A 26,852-nucleotide genomic window follows, 5' to 3' on the forward strand; every position below is an offset into this window, starting at 1 on the left:
TCATGCCCGTTCGGAGTATCCGGAAAACATCGAGAGCACCCGGGCGAGCACCGGTCCGATGACCGCCATGGCCGGAGGTTCGATCATCTCGTTGTGTTCGCAGCGCACGGGCACCTCCACGATCCGGCCCGTCACGAGTGGGCTCCATTCCTGCGGCGACCTGTCGCGCGGAATCGTGTCGTCGTCTCCGGATGCCAGGAAGATCAGCAGATCTCCTTCGTAGACCTGGGGAACGAACTGGTGCGTGATTCTCTGCGAAGTCTCGTACCCTCGGGCAATCCGTTCGAGGTCCCGACCGTCGACTCCCGTCTCGGGCCCGAGCCTCCGGGCCAACACGGCCGCCGCCTCGTCGAAGGTCAGATCTCGGTCGGTCTCGATCTCGAGGCCGAGTCCTCGCAGTAGATCTCGGACGTCGAGTTCGGCTGACGCAGGGGCATCGCCGTTGTCGGGGTAGCTGTCCATCATCGCCAGTGTGGCGACGTCGCGGCCGGACGATTGCAGTTCGACGGCCATGGCGTGCGCGATGACTCCGCCAAGGGACCACCCGAGTAAGTCGTACGGCCCGTCCGGCGAAACGGCCTCCACCTCTTCGACGTAGCGATGGGCTAACTGTTCGATCGACTGATAGTCACCGTCGTCGCTGAGAGCGGGGAGCTGAAGTCCGTACACGGGTCTGTCCTCGGGCAGATACCGCACCAAGCCGGCATACCCCCAGGACAGGCCGATACCGGGGTGCACACAGAACAGCGGTCGCCCAGTCCCTTTCGTCCGCAGTGGAACAACCACGGCGAGAAGCTCTTCTATACCGGCGTCGGCAGTCGGCATGTCGAGGCGTCGAGCGATTCCAGCGGGTGTCGGGTCGAGGAACATCCACTGAAGCGGGATTCTCCGTCGGAAACGAGAGTGCAGTGCGCTGACGATTCGGGTGGCCACCAGGGAGGACCCGCCCAGGTCGAAGAAGCTGTCGGTAGTGCTCACCCGGTCGACACCCAGAACCTCGACGAACGAGTCGACCACGGCGCGCTCGGTGTCGGTGACCGGCTCGCGGAACTCGGCTGCAGCCGAACCGAATTCGGGTTCCGGTAAGGCCTTTCGGTCGAGCTTGCCCACCGGTGTCATCGGAATCCGCTCGAGAAGCACCACTGCCGACGGAACCATGTGCGAGGGTAGTCGGTCGGCTGCGTACGCCCGTATCTCGTCAGTGCCGGTGGCGTCAGCAGCTGACGCACGCACGTACGACACCAGGACCGTTTCACCCGACGGTCCCGTGTGGCCGACAGTCGCGGCGAAGTCCACCGACGGATGGCGTGAGAGAACTGCATCGATTTCCCCGAGTTCGATCCGAAAACCACGGACCTTGACCTGGAAGTCGCTGCGCCCGATGTATTCGAGCGTGTGATGCACTCCATCGCCGGAGCCAACGATTTTGGCACTGTCACCGCCGGATTCACGCCAACGCACGACATCTCCGGTGCGGTACATCCGGCGCCCCGGCGACCCGTACGAGCACGCGACAAATCGTTCCGACGTGAGCGACGCCCGATTATGGTACCCACGTGCCATACCTGGACCGATGATGTACAACTCCCCCGGCACGCCCACCGGGACGGGCTGCAAACGCTCGTCCAGCACCAGGAAGCCGAAGCCCACTGCCGGCGAGCCGATGTTCACTCCCGCACCGGGTTTCATCGAATCGCTGACGCTCGCCTGCACGGTGGTTTCAGTCGGGCCGTAACCGTTGTGCAGCCTCCGACCCGGCGCCCATTGCGCGACGACCTCCGGCGGGCAGGCCTCGCCCACCAGATCGAGAACACGGAGCGCCTCGAAACCGTTGTCACCCAACGCCGCCAGCGCGGTCGGTGTAATGGTGGCATGAGTGACCTGCTCGCGCCGGAAAACATCGGCCAATTCGGCGCCACCGTACACAGCAGGCGGAACGATCACGACTTGCGCCGAGGCGCTGAATGCCATCGTCAACTCGAAGATGGAAGCGTCGAAACTCGGCGATGCCAACTGTGAGACATGAGAGTCGTGAGTGACCTCGAACCTCTCACGAGTTTCAGCCGTGAAGCTCGCCAAACCTCGATGAGTAATGTTCACTCCCTTGGGTTTCCCGGTAGATCCCGAGGTGTAGATCAGGTAGGCCGGATGATCGAGGTTCAGTTCACCGGTTCGATCGTCATCGGTGATCGGTTCCGGCGACAGCGCGGCTACCCGCCGGGCGAAGTGTGGGTCGTCGAGTTCCAGCCAGGGAACAACGTCGGGTAGGTGAGTTCGGCTGGTCTGAACAGTCAAACCGAGCGAGGCTCGGCAATCGGCGAGCATGTATTCGACGCGCTCGCGCGGATAGGCCGGATCGACAGGCACAAAAGCCGCTCCGGCTTTGGTCACCGACCAGATCGCGACCACCGATTCGATCGAGCGAGGCATTCCCAGTGCCACGAAGGTCTCCGGGCCCACACCGCGACCGCACAACTCCCGGGCAACACGATTCGACCACTCGTCCAGGTCGCGATAACTGAGCTGCCGGTTCTCGAGCGACAGGGCCACCGAGTCAGGATCGATCGCCACGGCGTCCGCCAACAACTCAGGCCACAATTTCGGAGGTACTTCGGGGAGCCCATGCGCCGGCGTCAACTCGCGACGTTCGAGATCGCCGAGTAGGTCGATGTCACCGATCGGTACCTGCGGATTCCGGGTCACGGCCTCGAGCACACGAACGAACATGTCGGCAAAACCGCTGACCGTACCGGGGTCGAAGAGATCAGTGGCAAAGTCGACGGCTCCGCTCATCCCTCCCGGTTCACCGCGATCGTCGTACTCCTCGGCCAGAAGGAATTCCAGGTCTACCTTCACTACCTCGAGTTCAGGATCGATCCCACGGACTTCCAGTCCCGGTAGCTTCAGAATCGGTCGTTTGTTGTTCTGGAATTCCAGCGACACCGCGGAAATCGGCGCATAGGCGCTCGACCGTTTCGGCCCGACCGCCTCCACTACCCGCTCGAAGGGCACGTCGGAATGAGCGAACGCGGCGAGGTCGACTTCGCGGCAATGCTCAACCAACTCGCGGAACGATCGAGCCGGATCCACCTGTGTGCGCAGTGCGAGCGTGCCGACGAACATGCCGACCAGATCATCGAGGGCACGATCTCCCCGGCCGGCGATCGGCGTGCCGATCACGATGTCGTCGGTGCTGCCCAATCGTGCCAGCAAGAGCGCGAGCGCTGCATGCACAGTCATGAATGCAGTGGACTCGTGCTGCCGCGACACGTTCAGAATACGGCGGTGAAGATCACTGCTGATCGAGAAGTGAATCCGCGAGCCGTGAAAACTCTGTTGCGTCGGCCGGTCTCGATCGAGCGGAAGTTCCAAGAGGTCGGGAGCACCTGACAATGCACGTCGCCAGTAAGCCAACTGCTCACTGATCACCGACCCGGGGTCGTCGACTGAGCCCAGAATCTCCCGTTGCCAGAGCGCGAAGTCGGCGTACTGGACTGGAAGCGGCGTCCACTGGGGATCCCCGCCGTACGCGTGGGCCTCGTATGCAATCATCACGTCTCGGGTCAACGGAGACATCGAGAAGCCGTCAGCCGAGATGTGGTGCACCACTACGGCAAGCACGTGTTCGCGCTCATCGATGGTGAACAACGCTGCCCGCAGGGGAATTCGTGCGGCGACGTCGAAACCGGCCGAGACCATCCGGGCAAGCTCGTCACGGAGATGAAGTTCGTCGGTCACCGATGTCTCGGTCAGTTGCGGCAGCTCGGCGCTCTCGGTGGGCACGATGTGCTGGACCGGTCCGTCACCGCGGACCGGAAACATCGTTCGCAGCGATTCGTGGCGGGCGATGACATCGGACATCGCTGATCTCAAGGCCGGTTTGTCGAGTTCACCGCTCAGCCGCACCACGAGCGGAATGTTGTATGCGGGAGAACTGGTGTCGAGTTGATTGACGAACCACATCCGCTGCTGAGCAAACGACAAGGGGATGTTGTCGGGTCGGGGGCGCGGTCCCAGTCGCTCCGACCCTTCGGCAACCGACTGGCCGATCACCGTAGCCAACTCGGCCACCGTCGGCGTCTCGAACAGATCCCGCACGCCTACGGTAGCTCCGAGCACCGCCCGTAGCCTCGCCGCGACCGAAGTGGCGCTCAGAGAATTTCCACCGAGCTCGAAGAAACTGATGTCGGTACCGACTCGTTCGAGGCCGAGCACCTCGCCGAACACGTCCGACACTGCCTGTTCGACCGGGCCGACCGGGGGACGGAAATCCCCTGTGGTCGTCTCGATTTCGGGTCTTGGCAACGCCGAACGGTCGACTTTTCCGACAGCGGTCAACGGAATGTTCTCCAGCACCGTGAGAACGGCAGGCACCATGTGCGAAGGCAAGCGCCGGGCCACGGCGCGAATCAGGATCCTGGCGTCCAGTCGACCCGCCGTGGGCACGACGTACGACACGAGTCGGGTGTCTCCGGTGGGGCCGGAATCGGCAACCGTAACGGCAAGACCGACGTTGGGCTCCGCCATCAGCACACTGTCGATCTCACCGAGTTCGACACGGAAGCCTCGAACCTTGACCTGGAAGTCGCTTCGCCCGACGTACTCGACACACATGTCCGCCGTCCATCGCACGATGTCGCCGGTGCGGTACATCCGCGTTCCTGGGTCAGCCGGGTTGGCAACAAAGCGTTCTGCCGTCAACCCCGCCCTTCGGTGATATCCCCGTGCCACGCCTGGTCCGGCCAGGTACAGCTCGCCGGGGACCCCGACGGGAACCGCTTGAAGTCGAGTGTCGAGCACCAGTTCGCTGACGCCCCTGACGGGTCCACCGATGGTGATTGGTTCTCCGGCGGTCATCGGCGGGCTGACGTTGGACATGATCGTTGCTTCGGTCGGCCCGTACGCGTTGTACAGGCGGCGGCCAGGTGCCCAGCGAGCGACGAGGTCGGGCGGGCACGCCTCGCCCCCGAATACGACTTCCGAAAGTTGTTCCAGCCCAGCCGGGTCCACCGATGCCAATGCCGCTGTGGTGACGAACGCGTGCGTGACGGCGTGCTCTGCCAGAAGTTGCGCCAGGTCCTCGCCCCCGTAGATCCCGGGTGGAGCGACAACCATCGTCGCCCCGGCTCCGAAAGCCTGCAGATATTCGAAGAGCGACCCGTCGAAACTCGGAGTGGAGAAGTGCAGCGTGCGTGATTGTGGAGTTGCGCCGTAGCGTTCGAGCTGGTCTCGGGCGAAGTTGTCGAGCCCTCGCTGCGTGACCACGACGCCCTTGGGCACGCCGGTCGACCCCGAGGTGTAGACCACGTAGGCAGCTGAATCCAACCCGATCGGACGGAGTCGGTCGTTGTCGGTCAACGGGCTCCCTGAGAATCCCTCGCACTTCTTCGTGAAATGCGGATCGTCGATAATCAGCCACTCCGCGATATCGGGCAATCGATCTCGGCCCGCGGTGGTGGTCAATCCGAAGCTGACCTTCGAATCGATCAGCATGTGATTGATCCGCTCGTCCGGATAGTCGGGATCGATCGGCACGAACGCAGCGCCTGTCTTGGCGACGGCAAGTGTCGACACCACGGACGCGAGAGAACGTGGGACACCGACCGCTACATAGTCCTCGGTTCCCAGGCCGTGCGAGACGAGCAGGCGAGCAATGCGATTGGAGAGGATGTCCAGCTCGCCGTAGGTCATGCTGCCGTCCGCCGATTCCACGGCCGGTGCGTTCGGATCACGCTGGGCTGCCTCGTCGAAGATCTCCGGGAAGACGCGCGACGACCCGCCGGCCGTGCCACGGACTGGCACCAATTCAGCATGTTCGGAGGCTGCGAGCACCGACACCACAGCCAAGGGGCGATCCGGCTGGGTACACGCTTCGAGTACGCGCCGCAGTCGTCCGGCGATCTCTTCGATGTCGGCGGCACCGAAAACCTCGGGTATGTACTCGAATTTCAGGCGGAGCCTGGTGTCGACCGATGCTACGAGGCTGAGCGGGTAGTGGGCAGCGTCCTTGGCTTCGACATCGGTGATCCGGACCCCCGCAATATCGGTAGCGGACGAAAGCCCCTGACGGTCAACGGGATACGATTCGAAGACAGTCAACGTGTCGAATCCGATCTCCGGCCCCGCGCCTACGTGGATCTCGGAAAGCCCGAGACAGTGGTGATCCGACAGCTCTGCTTGCTCGGCCTGGATCCGCGCGAGGAGTGTGCCGATACTTTCACTCGGGCGCAGCGTGATTCGGACCGGAATTGTGTTGATGAACAGCCCGACCATGGTTTCGATCCCGGTCAGCTCGGGAGGTCGACCCGACACCGTCGCTCCGAACACCACATCGTCTCTCCCGGTCAGTGCAGCAAGGACGATCCCCCACGATGCCTGAACAATCGTGTTGATCGTCAGCCCGAGTTCACGCGCCATCCCGCGAAGTGAGGTTGTGAATTCCTCGTCCAGATCGAACACCCACTCGGCCGCCATGGTGGAGAGTCGACGCGATCGAACCGCTGGAGCCAACAGCGTCGGTCCTTCGACTCCGCTCAGCGTCCTCGCCCACACAGCTCGGGAAGCTTGCTGATCGCGGCGGCTCATCCAGGTCAGATAGTCGCGATACGCGCGCGCGTGAGGCAAGGCCGCCACTTGACCGTCGGCGGCATAGAGCGTCGCCAATTCCCGGATCAGCAGGGGCATGGACCAGCCGTCCAGAAGGATGTGATGATTGGTGAGCACGAGCGTGAACTTTTCGGGGGCGAGAGCGATCAGGGTGAATCGGATCAACGGCGCCCGTGCCATGTCGAACGGGCGCGCTCGGTCCTCGGCCAGCGCTCGATCAATTTCCTGATCTGGTGCACCAGTGAGGTCGATTTCCTGCCACGGCGCTGCTACGTTGCTTCGGACCACCTGGACGGCACGGCCGTCGGCGCTGTGAAGGAAGGCGGTACGCAGGTTCTCATGCCGGCCGAGCAGCGCGTCGGCGGCGCGGCGCAGGCGCTCCGAATCGACTGCGCCGGCTAGATCGAGAGCCACTTGTACGAGGTATGCGTCGACCGATCGTTCGGCCAATTCGGCGTGGAACAACAACCCCGCTTGCAGTGGAGAGAGTGGCCAGACATCGCTCAGGTCGGGACACCGACTTTCGAGGTCGTCGATCGCCTCCTGTCGAAGATCGACCAGATCGAAGTCCGAGGGTGTGAATCCGCCGCCGCCCGCCGCGAACTCTCCGAGCCCGGCCAGTGCGCCGAGCCACCACTGCCCCAGTTGCCGAACGTCGTCCGCACCCAGAATGTCCGGTGGGAACGTCCAGCCGGCAACGAGCTGCGGACCGTCCTCGGTATCGCTGTCGACCGTCATCACGTTGACCTCGAGGACGCTGGCGAGTGGAAGATCGACGGCCGCAACCGTCCGCAGGTCCTCGTCACGGATCGGTACCCATCCCGCTGTAGCGTCGGCCTCGGATCCACCGACGCGTCCGAGGTAGTTGAAACTGATCTGGGGCTCCGGAAGTTGCGAAAGTGTTGGTGCCGTTTCGCGGTTCAGATAGCGCAGCAACCCGAAGCCGATGCCGCGGTCCGGCACCGCCCGGAGTTGTTCCTTGACGGCCTTGGCAGCGACGCCCGCAGCCGGGCCGCCGGCGAAGGCGTCGCCCGGATCCACTCCGCTCAGATCGATCCGCACCGGGAAGATCGACGTGAACCATCCCACCGTGCGAGCGAGATCTGCCCCGGGAACCACCTGTTCCTCGCGTCCGTGCCCCTCGAGACTGATCAATGTCTCCGGATTGTCGATGCCGCGGTCCATGCGCCAGCGGACCATCGCAAGTGCCAAAGCCGTCAACAATCCGTCCTCGACGCTCCCGTGAATCGCCTGCGGAACTGTCGTCGACACGGCCTCGGTCAATCCCGTGGGAACTCGTACTTCGATGTCAATGGTGGCCGAGGCGGTGTCCCTCTTCGTCAGGGCGCGCACACCCAGAGTCGGATCCGGGCCCTCGAGCACCTCTCGCCAATAGTCGATTTCAGCGACCCGATCCGGCTCGCGCGCGGCGTCGACGAGGCCATGTGCCCATCGACGCATCGAGGTTCCGACCGGAGCAAGTGACGGGTCGACGCCTGTCTGCACCTGCGCACAGGCAAGTGCAAGATCGGGGATCAGGATTCGCCAGGAAACGCCGTCCGTCACGAGGTGGTGCGCCACGATTAGCAACTGTTTCCGGCTCTGCCGGTCCTTTTGAATCTGTCCGTCGGTGTCGAGCAGGACTGCCTGCACCATCACACCTGCCTCCGGGTCGAGCCGCCCCAGAGCTGCGTCGAGTTCTGTCGAGACCGTCTCCGCGGCAGAACCCCCGAGGCTCCCGTGGCGTACGACGGTCTCCGCCCGCACCGTACCTACAGGCGCAACGTCCATCCGCCGAGCGGATTCAGGATGATGCGTCGCCCGGATGCCTGCGCGGAGGATGTCGTGGTGGTCCAGCACAGCCTGCATGGCCAGTGTCAGCGTGACCTCGTCGAGCGTGGCAGGAACCGAGAGCAGAACAGATTGGGAGTACCGGCGAAAATCTCCACCACGGTCAAGCATCCATTCGACGATCGGCGTCAATTCGATCTCACCGACGCCGCCGCCAGGCAATTCGTCGACGACGACACGGTTGCCAGCCGTTCCGGCCGTCTCGGACAGCGCCGCAACAGTTTTGCGTTCGAACACCTCGCGCGGTGTGATCAGAACTCCGGCAGACCTGGCGCGCGTCACCAACTGGATGGACATGATCGAGTCACCGCCTAGAGTGAAGAACGAATCGTCGACCCCCACCTCCTCGAGTCCCAGAACTTCGGCGAACAGACTCGCAAGGATGTTTTCCGTCGCGGACGCGGGGCCACGACTTACGGTTGCCTGTCGCCCGAAGTCAGGTTCAGGCAATGCATTCCGGTCGAGCTTTCCGTTCACCGTCAGCGGCAAACCCTCGAGAACCGTCACGACAGCGGGGACCATGTGGGGCGCCAACCTCTGTGAGACATACTCGAGCAACGCCGCCGGAGAGATAGTGGCACCGGACTCCGGCACCACGTAGCCCACCAACCGGTCTCTGCGGGCTACCACCGCCGACTGAGACACGCCCACTCCGGAGAGCAGTGCAGCCTCCACCTCGCCGAGTTCGATTCGGTACCCCTTCACCTGCACCTGCAGATCGTTTCGTCCGAGGTACTCCAGCTGCCCGCTGTCGTTCCAGCGCCCCAGGTCACCGGATCGATACATACGCGCACCACTGACCGCGAGGTCGGGAATGAACCGCGCGGACGTCAGACCGAACCGGCCGAGGTATCCGCGTGAAACCTGATCACCGGAGACATACAGTTCACCCACCACACCGGGCGGCACCGGGTGCAACCGCTGATCCAACACATACACACGCAATCCGGGTAACGCCCGACCAATCACCGAGGCCGATCGTTGACGCACCAGCACACGATCGAGCGGTAAATGGCTGACGTGCACAGTGGTCTCCGTGATGCCGTACATGTTGACCAGATCTGGTGACGAAGTCCCGCGACGGGCGTACCAGCGCGTCAACTGTCCGAAGTCGAGCGCTTCTCCGCCGAAGATCACGTAGCGCAATGACAGGGCCGCACCCCCGGTAAGCCGGTCGGCTTCCGCCAATTGATAGAAGGCGGTGGGAGTTTGATTGAGCACCGTGACACGTTCGTGCCGTAGCAATTCGAGGAATGCCTCTGGTGAACGGGCCGTGAAGTAGTCGACCAGTACCAGTCGGCCACCGTGTGCGAGTGCGCCCCACATTTCCCAGACCGAGAAGTCGAATGCCTCCGAATGGAACATCGTCCACACATCGCCGCTGCCGAAGCCGAAGAGCGCTCTGGTGTTTGCCAGCAACGTCACTACGCTGCGGTGAGAAACCTGCACCCCCTTCGGGCGCCCGGTGGACCCCGAGGTGTAGATCACGTAGGCCACCGATTCGGGCCGGAGCGGTAGCAGCCGATCTCGGTCGGTCACCGCAAGCGGAGAAAACCTTTGCAGCGCATCGAGAATCACCGGGTCGTCTACCGCAATCACTGGAATCTCGCTGTCTGCGATTGCGTCACTGTCTCGTATGTAGTCGCCGTCGGCCCGGGTGGTCAACACACACTTCGGCCGGGCGTCACGCAGCACGAAGTCCACCCGGTTTACCGGAGAAGTCGAGTCCACCGGTACGTATCCGCCACCCGCCTTCACCACCGCCAGCAATGCCACCATCAGGTCGATCGAGCGGGCCATCGCGACTGCCACCAAGGTTTCCGGCCCCACCCCCTGCGCCACCAACAGTCGAGCAAGGCGGTTTGCTCGCTCGTCGAGTTCGCGGTACGTAACCGACAATCCGCCGCAGCGCACCGCCACGGCAGCACCGGACGTCAGCGCCGTGCGATCGAAGAGATCCGACAACGAATCCTCGTCTGTTCCGGCGCCGGAGGGCGTGGGCGCAACCAGCAACCCGCTGAGTTCGCCGGCCAGAATCATGTCGATATCACCGACGACCACCGACTGGTTCTCGGTCACGGCGCCGATCACTCTTTCGAAGCGCGCCGCGATGCGCGCCACCGACATTCGATCGAAAATATCTGTTGCATAACGGAAACCGGCGCTGATACCAGCGGGCTCACCGTGCTCGTCGACGTGCTCCATCACACTCAGTTGCAGATCGAATTTCGCAACCGCGAGATCGACGTCGAGCGAGCGAACCGTCAGTTCCGGCAAGTCGAAGCGCAGTCCCGTATCGGTCTGGAATTCGAGGAGTACCTGAAACAGAGGTGAATGCTCGGTGGAACGGTCGGGCGAGAGGTAATCCACCAACCTCTCGAAGGGGATGTCTGCATGGTCCAGAGCACCGAGATCCGTTGACCGCACCGCGGCCAACACCTCGGCAAAGGTTGCTCCGGATGAGACAGGTGTGCGAAGGACGAGCGTGTTGACGAACATCCCGACCACATCGTCGAACACCGATGCACCGCGACCTGCGACCGGAGTCCCGATCACTACGTCGTCCGCTGTAGTGAGCCGTGCCAGCAATACCGCCAGAGCCGCATGCATCACCATGAACAGAGACGAACCGTTCTGGTGTGCGAGTTCGTTCAAAGCTCGATGGATCTCGGGCGAGAAGTCCATCGAAACCACCGCGCCCTCGGCAGACCGTTTCGAGGTTCGTGGTCTATCGAGAGGGAGCGGCAAGACGTCCGGAATACCCGACAGCTTCGCTGTCCAATAATCGAATTCGGCCGAGGGCGAAGTTTCCGGACCAACGTCTGCGTCGACGATCTCACGCTGCCAGAGGGTGTAGTCGGCGTACTGAATCGGCAGCGGCACCCAGTCCGGGCTCCGACCTTGCGTGCGCGCGGTATATGCACTCATCAGGTCGCGTGCCAGTGGTGCCATCGAGAAGCCGTCTGCGGCGATGTGGTGAACAACGATCGCGAGTACATGCTGCTCCGGTCCGGTTCGGAGTAACCTCACGTGCAGCGGGAACTCTTCGGACACATCGAATCCGATGTCGAAGAACGCGTGCAAGTCCGTGAAAAGCCCCTCGCCGGGAATCAACACGGGGTGGATTCGAGGAGCAGCGACCGCGGGTTCGGCGATCACCTGGTAGGGCCCGTCTGCGGACGCAGGAAAGATCGTTCGAAGAGATTCGTGCCGTTCCACCACATCACCCAGCGCGGCTTGGAGCGCACCCGAATCCAGGAACCCGTCCAGTTGTAGTGCGACGGGGATGTTGTAGAGCGGAGACGACGTGTCGAACTGGTTGACGAACCACATCCGCGATTGCGCGAACGACAGCGGAATACGTTCTGGCCGTGCCCTACTCGTGAGGGGCACACGAGTAGCTCCCTCGAGTCCAGGCTCGCCCGGCGCGGAGTCGATTGGATCTATCGAGGCCGCCAGGTCCGCGACCACGGGGGCGTCGAACAGTGCATTGACCCCCATATTGGTGTGCAATGCGGCGTTGATGCGGGCGATGACTCGAGTGGCGCTGAGGGAATCCCCGCCGAGTTCGAAGAAACTGTCGTCGGCACTCACCTGGTCGAGACCGAGAACGTCGGCAACAGCACGGGCGATTCCGATTTCGGCAGGAGTGGCGGGAGTCCGAAACGCAGCGCTCGCAAAATCAGTGTCCGGGAGGGCTTTACGGTCCAACTTCCCATGCACCGTCACCGGAAACTCCCCCAACACCACCACCACCGACGGCACCATGAACCCCGGAAGAGACCTCCGCACCCCCTCCAACACCACCACCTCATCGACCACCACCCCCACCTCACCCACCACAAACCCCACCAAAAAATCCCCACCCACACCCGACCGCAACACCACCACCGCACCAGCCACCCCCACCTGAGCAGCCAACACCGCCTCCACCTCACCCAACTCCACCCGCTGCCCCCGCACCTTCACCTGAAAATCCGTGCGCCCCACAAACTCCAACACCCCACCACACCCCCACCGCACCACATCACCCGTCCGATACACCCGAGCACCCACCACCCCCGACACCGGATCCGCCACAAACCGACCCACCGTCAAATCCACACGACCCTCATACCCCCGAGCCACCTGCACCCCACCCACATACAACTCCCCCACCACACCCACCGGAACCGGCCGCAACCGCGAATCCAACACCAACACCCGCGTATTCCACACCGGCCGACCAATCGGAACACCCACCCCCACAACACCCTCCACCCGATGAAACGTCACATCCACCGACGCCTCCGTCGGCCCGTACAAATTCACCAACTCCGCACCACACACCCCCGCAAACCGCCCCGCCAACACCGACGACAACCCCTCACCCGACACAAACACCCGACGCAAACCCGAACACCCCACCCCCAACTCCCCCACGCTCAACTCCCCCACGAACACCTCCAACATCGACGGCACAAAATGCACCACCGACACCCCCCACCGCTCGATCACACCCACCAAATACACCGGATCACGATGCCCACCCGGATCCGCCACCACCAACCCCGCACCCACCATCAACGGCCAAAACAACTCCCACACCGACACATCGAACGACACCGGCGTCTTCTGCAACACCACATCCCCCACACCCAACGGAAACTCCCCCTGCATCCACAACAACCGATTCACCACCCCCGCATGCGACACCACCACCCCCTTCGGACGACCCGTCGACCCCGACGTGAACATCACATACACCGCATGCTCAGGCAACAACACCCCCAACCGATCCCCCACCCCCACCGGACCACCCGAAAACCCCGAAACATCAACACAACCCACATCAACAAACCCCACCCCCACCGGCAAACACCCACCATCACCAACCCGCGACAACACCACCACCGGATCCACCACCCCCACCACAAACCCCACCCGCTCCACCGGCGCACCCACATCCACCGGAACGAACACCCCACCAGCCCGCACCACCGCAAACACCGCCACCAACAACTCCACCGACCGCGACAACGCCACACACACCCGCGACTCCGGACCCACCCCCAACGAAATCAACAACCGCGCAAAACGATTCACCCGAACATCGAACTCACCCCACGACAACACCACCCCACCACACACCAACCCCCCACCACCCACACCAGCAAACCGCCCATCCAACACATCCACCAACGTCAAACCCCCCACCACAACCCCCACACCATCCCAACCACCCACCACCAACCCACGCTCACCGGCGACAAACACGTCGACCTCACCGACCGGTGTATCCGCGTTCGCTGCGAAGGCGGCAAGAATCCGCGACATTCGCTGTGCAATGGTGTCGACCGCGGCGCGGTCGAATGCCGCCGGCTGGTACCGCAGGCTGACCTGCAGCGTCGGTTCCGCGACCGACAGCACGGTGAGCGGGTAATGCGTGGCGTCGCGGGCATTCACAGCGGTGACGCGCATACCGGCAATGTCGGTGTTCCCGCCCATCCCCGAGGTATCGATCGGATACGACTCGAAGACCGACAGTGTGTCGAACAAATTGCCTGTCCCTACGACAGATTGAATCGCGCCGAGTCCGACATAGTGATGATCGAGCAGAGCTGTCTGCTCGCTTTGCAGTCGAGCGAGCAGCTGCGTACACGTCTCGTCCGGATCCAGTTGCACTCGGACAGGCAACGTGTTGATCAGCAGCCCCATCATGTTTTCCACACCAGGCAACTCGGGTGAGCGGCCCGAAACCGTGACGCCGAAGACGACGTCGTCACGGGAAAGCATCCGAGACAGTAGGACACCCCACGCCGCCTGGATCACCGTGTTCATCGTGATCCCGCTCCGTTGGACCAGCGCACCGAGTCCGTCGCGCACTGAATCGGGTAGATCGACGGCAACCTCTTCGGGCACCAGCTGCTCCGCGATCGGCGTCGAAGGCGCCAACAACGTCGGCTCGTCGACGCCTTCCAAGGCGTCCTCCCACGCCGCGAGCGAGGTCTCCATATCGCGGTGCATCAACCATTCCAGATAGGCGCGGTAGGAGGGAGTCTCGGGAAGATCGGCCGGGGCCCTCTCGACCGGGAGACCGTCGGCCGCGTATCGCATCAACAGTTCGCGAACCAGCAACGGTATCGACCAGCCGTCGAGAACGATGTGATGGTTCGTCACCACCAACACGCACCTCGTCGGCGAGGTTCGCAGCAGCGTCAGCCGAAGCAGCGGCGGCGAAGCGAGGTCGAAGGGTGCACTGCGGTCCTCGTCGAGGCGGCGCTCCAGATCTGCGTCGGTTGCCGATCCGCGATCACTCAGGTCGACCTCGGTCCAGGGAATCACTGCATCGTCGACAATCAACTGCACCGGTAGGCCGTTCACGTCGTAGAGAAACGCTGCACACAGATTCGGGTGGTTTGCGAGTAGTCCGGCAGCAGCGCCGCGCAAACGCTCGGAATCAACCGCTCCTTCGAGCTCGACGCACAACTGCGCTGTGTAGACGTCCGTCGACGTGGCCGCCAGTGAGGCATGGAACATCAGCCCGGCCTGAAGAGGCGACACCGACCAGACATCGCGCAATCCGGGGAAATCGTTCTCCCAGCGTTCGATCTGTTGTTGGTCCACCGAGACCAGGGGAATGTCCGACGGCGTCAGACCGCCCGCATCAGGTCGCGACGCGTGCGCGGTGAGTCCGTCGAGCGCACGACGCCACAGTTCCGCGAACTCCGCGATGTCAGACCTGTCGAGCACTCCGCGGGGAAAGGTGAAAGATGCTGTCAGGCAGGGCCCGTCGACATGATCCTCAACCGCCGCGTTGATGTCGATCACGGACGCCGCAGGCATGGACGGGTTCTGGGTTCCGCCGAGCCTTCGATTGCCCTCCACCGGCAGCCAGTCCTGTGTTCCGTCAGAGGAGCTGATCCGGCCCAGATAGTTGAAACTGATCTGAGGAGAACGGAATCGGCCGAGTGGGTCGCTCTCGCCCGACAGGTACCGCAACATCCCGAATCCGATTCCATGATCGGGGATCGCACGCACGTACTCTTTGACAGCTTTGAGAGCCCGCCCGGCGTCGGCGCCACCTGCCAGTGCGTCGTCGACGTCGATTGCGCCAAGTTCCACGCGCACCGGGTAGAGCGTGGTGAACCAACCAACGGTGCGAGCGAGGTCTGCGCCGGGAACCACCCCTTCCTCGCGCCCGTGTCCTTCGAGCGTGATCAGGGCGGCAGCGGTATCCATACCGCGGCGTCGTCGCCACCCGATCGAGGCCAACGCAACAGCGGTGACAAGTCCGTCGTTCACGCCGGCGTGGAATGCCGCAGGAACCGTGGTGAGAAGGTTCCTGGTCGCCGAAGGCGAGATGTCCACTGTAACGGTGTCGACCGTGTCGTCGACGTCGATCGTGGGATCGAGTGGGCGCGAACCGATCAACGGGTCATCGCCGTCCAGGATCGTTCTCCACATGTCCAGTTCGACGCTCCGGTCGCCCACGTGCTCGACAAGCCCATGCGCCCATCGCCGGAACGACGTCCCGATCTGTGGCAGTTCGGGAGTGACACCGGCCTGGAGTTGTGCTGTCACCGACGCCAGGTCGGTGACCAGAATGCGCCACGAGACGCCGTCGACAACCAGGTGATGAATCACCACAAGTAGTCGGCCCCGCCTGGTCGACACGTCAGGTTTGTCGGCCAGGTCGAACCAGATCACGCGCACCATGTCAGCCGTGGCGGGATCCAAGCTGTCGGCCACGGCCTCGAGTTCTCCCGACGCCAAGGCCCTGAAACCTTCGTCGTCCACCGAATCGACAGCTACGCGGTGGATCAGTCCTTCGGCCGAGATCGAGCCGGGTGGTAAGACTTCCATGACCCGGTCACTCTCAACCAAGCGAGCTCGAAGCATTCCGTGGCGGTCCAGCAACACCTGGAGACCACGGACAAGGAGGTCCTGGGTGAGATCAGCGGGAGCTGTCAGCAAGAGCGCCTGGGAGAACCGTTTCACTCCGCCGCCACGCAGCCCGCCACTGCTGCGGTCGAGCATCCACTGCGCCACCGGGCTCAGTGGAACAGTTCCGACAGCGGATCCCGGTAGCTCCGCGAGTACATCAGGCCTGTCCTGCTCAAGGTGCGCCGACTCGGCAAGCGCGGCGACGGATTTGTGGTCGAAAACATCTCGGGGTGAGATGATCACACCCGCATCGCGAGCGCGGGCCACCAATTGGATGGACATGATGCTGTCGCCACCGAGCTCGAAGAACGAATCATGCACTCCTACCGCGTCGAGACCGAGAACCTGCGCGAACAGAGCGGCAAGAAGATTCTCGGTTTCCGTTCGCGGTGGCCGGTCGGGTGTGGCGGCGGACGAGAAATCGGGTGTGGGAAGCGCTGCGCGGTCGAGTTTTCCGTGAACCGTCAGCGGAACGGCGTCGAGCACCACCACCGCCGCCGGCACCATGTACGACGGCAGGCGCTTGCCTGCATGGGCGAGGACGTCTCGCGGATCGACACTCGCTCCGCGATCGGGAACCACGTAGCCGATCAACCGATCCCTGCCGTCGCCGTTCCAGACGGCCGTCACCGCCTGGGCCACGCGCGGGTGCGTCTGCAGTGCCACCTCGACTTCCCCGAGTTCGATGCGGAACCCACGGACTTTGACTTGGGCATCGGTGCGCCCGAGATACTCCAGCCGTCGGTCGGGCGTCCACCGCACGCGATCGCCCGTGCGATAGATCCGCGTTCCCGGCGCACCGAAGGGATCTGCGACAAACTGCGTGGCGGTCAACGGGTATCGCCGGTGATAGCCGCGAGCGAGAGCCGGCCCGGCAAGATACAACTCCCCCGCGACACCTACCGGTACCGCTCGCAGACGCGAGTCCAGCACTACCTCGCTGAATCCGCGAGTAGGTGTGCCGATAGTGACCGGGTCGTTCGGAGCCAGTGCCGCACTGATGCTCGACACGACAGTTGCCTCGGTAGGACCGTAGGCGTTGAACATCTTTCTGCCCGGAGCCCAGCGGGCCACCAATTCCGGCGGACACGCTTCCCCACCTGTCACGACACAACCGACAGTGGTGAGACCGTCTGGGTCGACGGACGTTAAGGCCGCCGGAGTCACAAAACAATGGGTGACGCGCTCGCGCTCCAGTAACGCCGCCAGTTCCGACCCGCCGTAGACGGTCGGTGGCACGATCACCATCGTGGCTCCAGCACCAACGGCCATCACGAGCTCGAGAACCGACGCGTCGAAACTCGGCGAAGCGAAGTGCAGAGTTCTGGATCGGGTCGTGGCGGCGAAGGTCTCACGCTCCTGGAGCGCGAAGTCGCTCAACCCGCGATGTGTGACCGTCACGCCCTTGGGTGTTCCTGTCGACCCCGACGTGTAGATCAGATAGACCGGATTGTCGATGCGAATCGGTGCCTTCCGATCCGCGTCGGTGACTTTCGATGGCGAGTACGCCCGCAGCCGTTCCTCGAAACCGGCATCGTCGAGGACCAGCCACGGCACGAGGCCGGACAATGCCGCGTTGTGAGCTCGAGACGTTATCCCCCACCCTGCACCGGAGTCGCCCAGCATGTGCTCGATACGAGCAGCAGGATGTCCCGGGTCCACGGGAAGGAATGCCGCACCTGTCTTGGCAATGGACCACACCGCCAGAACGGACTCGATGGAGCGTGGGAGACACAACGCCACCACCGATTCGGGACCCACTCCGGATTCGATCAGCATGCGGGCCAATCGGTTCGACTGCGCGTCGAGTTCGAGATAGGTCACTTCACGTTCCTCGAACACCAGCGCAACGGCGCCGGGATCCTGGGCAGTCGCCATATCTGTTGCTGCAGTCAGCAAATCCGGAAGGGTCTGAACAGCGGCGGAAATCTCACCTCGCACGGGTACCAGTTCGGCTGACTCATAGGCGTCGAGGATCTCGATATCTCCGATCCGTGATTGCGGATCCGTGATAACGCGCTCGAGAATCCGTTGCAGGCGGTCGGCGAAGCCCGCTACCGTTTCCTCGTCGAAAATATCTGTGGCATATCCGAATTCGGCGCGAAGACCGTCCGATTCGCCGGCTGCGCCGGCGTTCTGCGTCACCGTCAACTGAAGATCGAAGTTGATGGTGTCGATCTCGACGCCCACGTCGGTCACCTGCAGGTCGGGGAGTTCGAGTGCAGGCCGTTTGATGTCTTGGAACTCCAACATGACTTGAAACAGGGGCGAGTACGCCGTCGAACGTGAAGGATTCACGATCTCGACGACTCTTTCGAACGGCACGTCCGCGTGAATGAAGGCGCTCAGATCTACGTTTCGGACCTGGTCGAGGAAGTCTCCGAAAGTTGCGCCGCGGTCCACTGCAGTGCGCAACACCAAAGTGTTGACGAACATGCCCACCAGGTCGTCGAGTTCGCGCTCCCCACGCCCGGCGATGGGAGTTCCGACGGCTACGTCGTCCTCATCACTGAGCCTCGCCAGCAGCACTGCCAAGGCTGCGTGCACAACCATGAAGACCGTGGCGTTGTGTTTGCGCGACAGGGCAACCACACCGGCATGCACCTTCGGACCGAACACGAACCTGATCCGTCCGCGTCGAAGCGAACGCACATCACCGCGCGGTCGATCGGTCGGAATGTCGAGAACCTCCGGTGCGCCCGCAAGATTCTCGGCCCAATAGCCGAGCTGTTTCGAGATCAGAGACCGAGAGTCCGATTCCGAGCCCAACCAACCACGTTGCCACAACGCGTAGTCGGCATACTGGATCCCGAGCGGCGCCCACTGCGGTGCCTCACCGTTCACACGGGAGGTGTATGCGCTCATGAGATCTCGGGCCAGCGGTACCGTGGAGAATCCGTCGGCGGCGATGTGGTGAATCACGATCACCAGGACATGCGAGTGGACCTGGTCGTCTCGCCGCAACAAGGTGGCGCGCATCGGGACCTGCTGCATGACGTCGAAACCATCCGAAACGATCTGCCGGCAACGCTCGCGCAGCTCTTCCTCTCCCTGCACAAGTATCGGTGCAAGATCCGATATCACCTGTGAGGTAGACATGATCACTTGACGCGGGCCGTCGTCAGTGAGAGGAAAAACAGTGCGCAAGGACTCGTGCCGCTCGACGACGTCGACAAATGCCGCGTGAAGTGCACTCAGATTCACTGTGCCGTCGAGCCTCAACGCGCACGCGACGTTGTAGGCGGCGGACTCGGGGTCGAACTGATTCGCAAACCACATTCGCTCCTGCGCCGGCGAAAGTGGGATATCCGTCGTCGTACCCCGCGGCCTCAACGCCGGCTTGGCCCCCTCTCCTCCGCGACACTGCGCCAACTCGGCCAGCGCTGCAACGGTAGAAGCATCGAAGACGTCGCGAATGTTGATCCGTTCGCCGAGAACAGAATTCACTCGCGCAACCAGCCTGGCCGCACTGAGAGAGTTCCCACCCAGGGCAAAAAAGTCGTCGTTCACGCCCACCGTCGACGTTCCCAGCAGATCATCGAAGATTGCGGCAACCGTCTCCTCGACCGGCGTTCGTGGCGCAACATACTGCAGCGCTTGAAGTTCGAAGTTGACGTCCGGGAGGGCTTTACGGTCCAACTTCCCATGCACCGTCACCGGAAACTCCCCCAACACCACCACCACCGACGGCACCATGAACCCCGGAAGAGACCTCCGCACCCCCTCCAACACCACCACCTCATCGACCACCACCCCCACCTCACCCACCACAAACCCCACCAAAAAATCCCCACCCACACCCGACCGCAACACCACCACCGCACCAGCCACCCCCACCTGAGCAGCCAACACCGCCTCCACCTCACCCAACTCCACCCGCTGCCCCCGCACCTTCACCTGAAAATCCGTGCGCCCCACAAACTCCAACACCCCACCACACCCCCACCGCACCACATCACCCGTCCGATACACCCGAGCACCCACCACCCCCGACACCGGATCCGCCACAAACCGACCCACCGTCAAATCCACACGACCCTCATACCCCCGAGCCACCTGCACCCCACCCACATACAACTCCCCCACCACACCCACCGGAACCGGCCGCAACCGCGAATCCAACACCAACACCCGCGTATTCCACACCGGCCGACCAATCGGAACACCCACCCCCACAACACCCTCCACCCGATGAAACGTCACATCCACCGACGCCTCCGTCGGCCCGTACAAATTCACCAACTCCGCACCACACACCCCCGCAAACCGCCCCGCCAACACCGACGACAACCCCTCACCCGACACAAACACCCGACGCAAACCCGAACACCCCACCCCCAACTCCCCCACGCTCAACTCCCCCACGAACACCTCCAACATCGACGGCACAAAATGCACCACCGACACCCCCCACCGCTCGATCACACCCACCAAATACACCGGATCACGATGCCCACCCGGATCCGCCACCACCAACCCCGCACCCACCATCAACGGCCAAAACAACTCCCACACCGACACATCGAACGACACCGGCGTCTTCTGCAACACCACATCCCCCACACCCAACGGAAACTCCCCCTGCATCCACAACAACCGATTCACCACCCCCGCATGCGACACCACCACCCCCTTCGGACGACCCGTCGACCCCGACGTGAACATCACATACACCGCATGCTCAGGCAACAACACCCCCAACCGATCCCCCACCCCCACCGGACCACCCGAAAACCCCGAAACATCAACACAACCCACATCAACAAACCCCACCCCCACCGGCAAACACCCACCATCACCAACCCGCGACAACACCACCACCGGATCCACCACCCCCACCACAAACCCCACCCGCTCCACCGGCGCACCCACATCCACCGGAACAAACACCCCACCAGCCCGCACCACCGCAAACACCGCCACCAACAACTCCACCGACCGCGACAACGCCACACACACCCGCGACTCCGGACCCACCCCCAACGAAATCAACAACCGCGCAAAACGATTCACCCGAACATCGAACTCACCCCACGACAACACCACCCCACCACACACCAACCCCCCACCACCCACACCAGCAAACCGCCCATCCAACACATCCACCAACGTCAAACCCCCCACCACAACCCCCACACCATCCCAACCACCCACCACCAACCCACGCTCGGGCGCGCCCAAAATTTCCGTATCCCCTACTGGCACTGTTGGATCCGACACGACCGACCGGAGGAGGCGGACGAAACGCTCGCCGAACTCGGCGACTGTGGTGCGCTCGAAGATATCGGAGGCATAGGTGAAGGCGGCATCGAAACCCATGGGGACGCCGTCTTTGCCACGCTGCTCGGAGAGCGACAGTTGCAAGTCGAATTTGGCGACACCGACGTCGACTGGAACAACATCGACACCCAGTCCGGGTAGTTCGAGGTGGGGATCTGCGGTGTTCTGGAATTCCAACAGAACCTGGAAGAGCGGTGAGCGAGATGACGAACGCTCCGGCGCAACTGCATCGACGACTCGCTCGAACGGCACCTCGGCTTGTCCGAACGCTGCCAGATCGACTTCGCGAGTTCGTGAAAGGATCTCCTCGAAAGTCGCGGCGGTGTCAACGGTGATTCGCAGGACGACCGTGTTGACGAACATCCCGACCAGATCGTCGAGGACTTGCTCGGCGCGCCCTCCTACCGGAGTCCCGATCGCTATGTCCGGCGAGGCGCTCAGCCGTGCCAACAGAACCGCCAGCACTGCGTGCATCACCATGAACGGTGTCGTGTTGTGATTCCGAGCGAGTTCGAGGAGTTCACTGTGCACGTCTGCGGGCACCGAGAATCGGACCGATTCACCGCGCATGGATCGTTCCGCCGGTCTCGGTCGATCCAGCGGAAGGTCGATCACGTCAGGTAGACCGGCCAGGGTGGACGTCCAGTAGTTCAACTGCTTCGCCTCGAGCGTGTCCGGATCGTCGTCACTGCCGAGCAGTTCGATCTGCCATTGGCTGTAGTCGGCGTACTGCACAGGCAAAGGCGACCAGTCCGGTGCCCGTTTCGCAGCCCGCGCCGCGTAGGCGCGGGTCAGGTCGCGGGCCAGCGGCTCGAGGGATGCTCCGTCCGCCGAAATATGGTGAACCACCAGCGCAAGGACATGATCGTCCGGCGTGACCCGAAAAAGGGAGCCGCGCAGGGGCACGTTCGCGCTCACGTCGAACCCCTCGCGAGCGAGATCGGCGATGCGCCTGTCCAAGGCTTCCTCGTCCACGGATACTTCCCACGCGATCTTCGACGTCACGCGTTCCGAAGGCACTACTACCTGATGGGGGCCGTCGACCGACGCCGGGTAGACGGTACGGAGCGATTCATGCCGATCGACAACATCTCCCACCGCGCGCTGCATCGCAGCGACATCCAAGGCACCTGACAGTCGGACCACCATCGGAATGTTGTAGGCCGGGGACGACGTGTCGAACTGATTGACGAACCACAGGCGTCGTTGTGCCACAGACACCGGAATCTTGTCCCTGTACGAATGTGCCTGCAGGATTGGACGCTTCGAACGCGTGCGATCAACGCGGGATGACTTCGCATCCCGCACGTGACGGGCCAATGATTCGATAGTCGGTGCTTCGAACAAAGTCCGCACCCTGAAATCGATTTCTTCAGCGGCATTTACGCGAGCGATCAGCTTCGTGGCAATCAGTGAGTTCCCGCCCAGATCGAAGAAGTCGTCACCCGCACCCACCGTCTCGACGCCTAGAACATCGGCAAAAATCTCGGCGAGCACTAGTTCCTCAGCGCCCTCGGGCGGTCGAAAGTCGTCCGACCGAGCATCGAGCCGAGGTGCAGGTAAGGCAGCGCGATCGACCTTTCCCGCCGGAGTTACCGGCAACTCGTCGAGTAGAACAAATGCCGCAGGAACCATGTACGACGGAACACGGCTCGCGACGTACCGCGTCAGCTCGGCCGTCGAGAGCGCACTTCCGCCGGCAGGCACGACGTACGTGGTGATCATCGCTGTCCCGGAGGGAGCCGCACGCGCCACGGTGACTGCATTCTCGACCTGCGGACACGACCGCACGACGCTGTCGATTTCCCCGAGTTCGATACGAAATCCGCGAACTTTCACCTGGAAGTCACTACGACCGACGTACTCGAGTCCACGGCCACGGCGCCACCGCACCAAATCCCCCGTTCGATACATCCGCTGCCCGGGGAGGCCAAAGGGGTCTGCCACGAATCGTTCTGCGGTCAACGCGTACTTCCGGTGATATCCACGTGCGAGCGCGTCTCCCGAGATGTACAGCTCGCCCACAACACCGTCGGGGACGGGGTGCAATCGCTGATCGAGCACGATCTCCTCGAAGCCGCGGAGCGGACCGCCCACTGTGATGTCCTCCGACGACACCATCGGCTCGCCGATGTTCGACATGACGGTGGTCTCGGTCGGCCCGTACGCATTGCACAGCCGTCGGCCGGGAGCCCACCGCTGCACGAGATCCGGCGGACAGGCCTCACCACCGACCACCACTTCGCCGAAGTCCGAAAGGCCCTCGGGCGAAACTGTTCCGAGCGCCGCAGTAGTGACAAAACCATGCGTGACACGCTGGGATTCGAGGAAGTGAGACAACTCGTCACCGCCGTAGATCGTGCTCGGCGCAATCACCATGGTCGCTCCGGCACCGAAAGCCAGCAGGTACTCGAAAATCGAGGCGTCGAAACTCGGGGTCGAGAAGTGCAACGTTCGCGCATCCTGGGTCGCACCGAACCGCGAACGCTGTTCGGCAGCAAGCGTTTCCAGTCCACGATGCGAGACCGTCACCCCCTTGGGGAGTCCGGTGGACCCGGACGTGTAGATCACGTATGCGGGATTGTCGGGCCGGATCGGGTGCACCCGATCGACATCGGAGATGGAACGCACGGACAACCGTGCAAGTCGGCCACGGAACTCGGCGTCGTCGATCGCTGACCAGGGAACCGAATCCGGCAAGCGATGAAGTTCCGCGACGACCGTGAGTCCCAGTACGGCGCCGGAATCGGTCAGCATGAAGCGAACACGTTCATCCGGATAGGTCGGATCCACCGGCACGAATGCCGCGCCGGCTTTGCTCACGGCCAACATCGCGACAACCGATTCGATCGAACGCGTCATACCCAGCGCCACAATGTTTTCCGGACCGATGCCGCGGTCGATCAATTCTCGGGCCAACTTCGACGAACGCTCGTCGAGTTGTCGATACGTCAACTCGTCATCGAGATACGACAGGGCCACGCCGTCGGGGTGTGTGCGCGCCGCACCGTCGAACAAATCGGCCAGGGTGCGATGCGAAGCGCGCGGGTCACCGCGGACAGGCCGTATCGCGGATCGCTCGTCGTCGGACAAGATATCGATGTCGCCGACCATGATTGCCGGATCCGCTGTGACGGATTCCAGGACGCACGCGAACCGCAAACCGAGGCCGCGTACCGTCTCGGCGTCGAACAGGTCGGTGGCAAACGCGAGCCTCACCGAGATTCCGGACGGCGTACCCACCTCGTCGAAAGTCTCGACTGCAGACACTCCGAGATCGAAGCGGCCGAGGTCGGGAAGGTGCTCGTCAGCGCTGGCGACGGACTCGAATGTCACCTGTATCACCGGCGCATACGCAGGTACATCCTCCACCTCGAGCGATTCCGCCACCTGCCCGAGCCGTATCCCACTGTGCGGCAGCGCATTACTTCGGACCTCGACGGCACTGCCCAAGAGTGCCGTGAACGGCGTCTCCAGATCGACGCGACTCCGGATGGCGACGATGTTCGCGTCGGATCCCGTCGGCGTACCGATCACAACATCCGAAGCGCCGGACAACCGGCTCACCAGGAGAGCAAAGCTCGCATGTAAGACCGCACGAGTGTCCGTCCCGAGATCACTCGCCATCGCCGTGATCCGCGCGTGGGTGTCGGCGGCGATCAGGACCTCAACCTGTGCACTGTCCAGCGATTGCGTTGCAGGCCTGGGTCGATCGAAGGGAAGTTGCAAAAGTTCGGGCGCCCCGGCGAGCTCATGTCTCCAATACTCGAGGTGCCGGACTTCGCGTTGTCGTCGCTCGCCCTCTCGGGCCGTCGGGCCGTGAATGTCTGCGAGTTCGGCACCGGAATCAGACGCGATCAACTCTTCCAGCAAGCCGACAAAGTTCCGGTGGTGCTCGCGTAAACCCGCCTCCTCGTATCGGATCGGGTTTGCCCGGAAGTCGACACGCAGCCTGTCGCCGCTCGGATACACGTTGACCAGAAGGTCTTCCACCGGCCCGGAGGTGACGATGTGATACTCCCCAACCACCTCGCCCAACTGCACCTCCTGGCGAAACAGCATGACGTTGACCATGGGCCCGGCATATGAGTCTTCGCCTTCCAGACCGCTCGTCACGCCTGCGTCCCGACGGATGTCGTCGAGGCTGCAGCGCTGGTGCCGCAATGCACCCATGAGCTCATGCTGGACCTGGGCGAAGAGTTCACCGACGGTGTCGACCGCTGCGACACGGATGAGCAGTGGCGTGACGTTCACCATCATGCCGCCCGAGTCCCGCAGCACCGCCGTAGTCCGTCCGGACATCGGAACATGAATCTGGACAGTCTCTTTCGCCGTCATCCGCGCGAGGTACAACGCGAGCGCAGCGATGACCGGGGCAGCGTGGTTCTCGGATTCGTAGAGAAGGGCACAACTTCGGTCCGAGATCAGTGTGCTTTCGAGTCGGCTCTCGGTTTGCGCGGGCCCAGAAGCCTCCGCCAGGCTGGATCCAGCGAGGGTGGTATTGCGCTCAGCCCAGTACTCCCGGTCGGCGGCGAATCGATCCGACATTCTGTACCGCTCGTCGATGTCGTACAGCGTGCGCAGTGTCGCGGCACGACTCGGCTGCGAGTCCTTTCTCGCCGCCGAGGCCGAGTACCGATGCGCAATGCGGTTCATCATGGTCATGGCGCCGAAACCGTCGAGCGCAACATGATGGATGCGGCTGTACCACAGATAGTGCGCGTCACCCACGCGCAGCACAGCGGTCGCGACGATTCCGTCGACTGCCAGGTCGAGCTGCGTCCGGCAATCTCGGCGCATCCACCCGAGGGCATCCTCGATCGGATCGGGGGACCCACGGAAGTCGACCAAACCGACCGAGATTTCGGCCTTCTCATCCACGTACTGCATCGGGTGACCGTCGATCTCGATCACTTTGAGCAAAGGAGATTGAAACTCGTATGCCACCGCTCGCGTTTCGCGATCCAGCAGTTCGACGTCGAGCTCGCCGCGCAGCTCCACGTAGTGCGCTATCAGAATCGGGACTTCGGGATCGAATTGCTGAGCGAACCAGGTTGCCCGTTGGGCGGCCGAGAGCGGAAAGAGCGTCTCATCAGAAGGGTCGGTCCGACTTACCTCGAAGGGTTTCACAGCGCCCCGCCCCGCATGATCTCCGCGGCCGCCGAGTGCGTAGCCGCGTCCGAATCAAC

General features: G+C 62.9%; 1 protein-coding gene. It reads right to left on the reverse strand.

The features are described from left to right. Positions 1-26,793 (reverse strand): non-ribosomal peptide synthase/polyketide synthase, encoded by a 26,793-nt coding sequence (locus tag RA302_RS16085; protein ID WP_338477309.1) that lies wholly within the window; start codon positions 26,791-26,793, stop codon positions 1-3. Positions 26,794-26,852: the final 59 nt, after the last annotated feature.

The organism is Rhodococcus sp. DN22 (genome assembly GCF_036669995.1).
GTDB lineage: Bacteria > Actinomycetota > Actinomycetes > Mycobacteriales > Mycobacteriaceae > Rhodococcus_F > Rhodococcus_F erythropolis.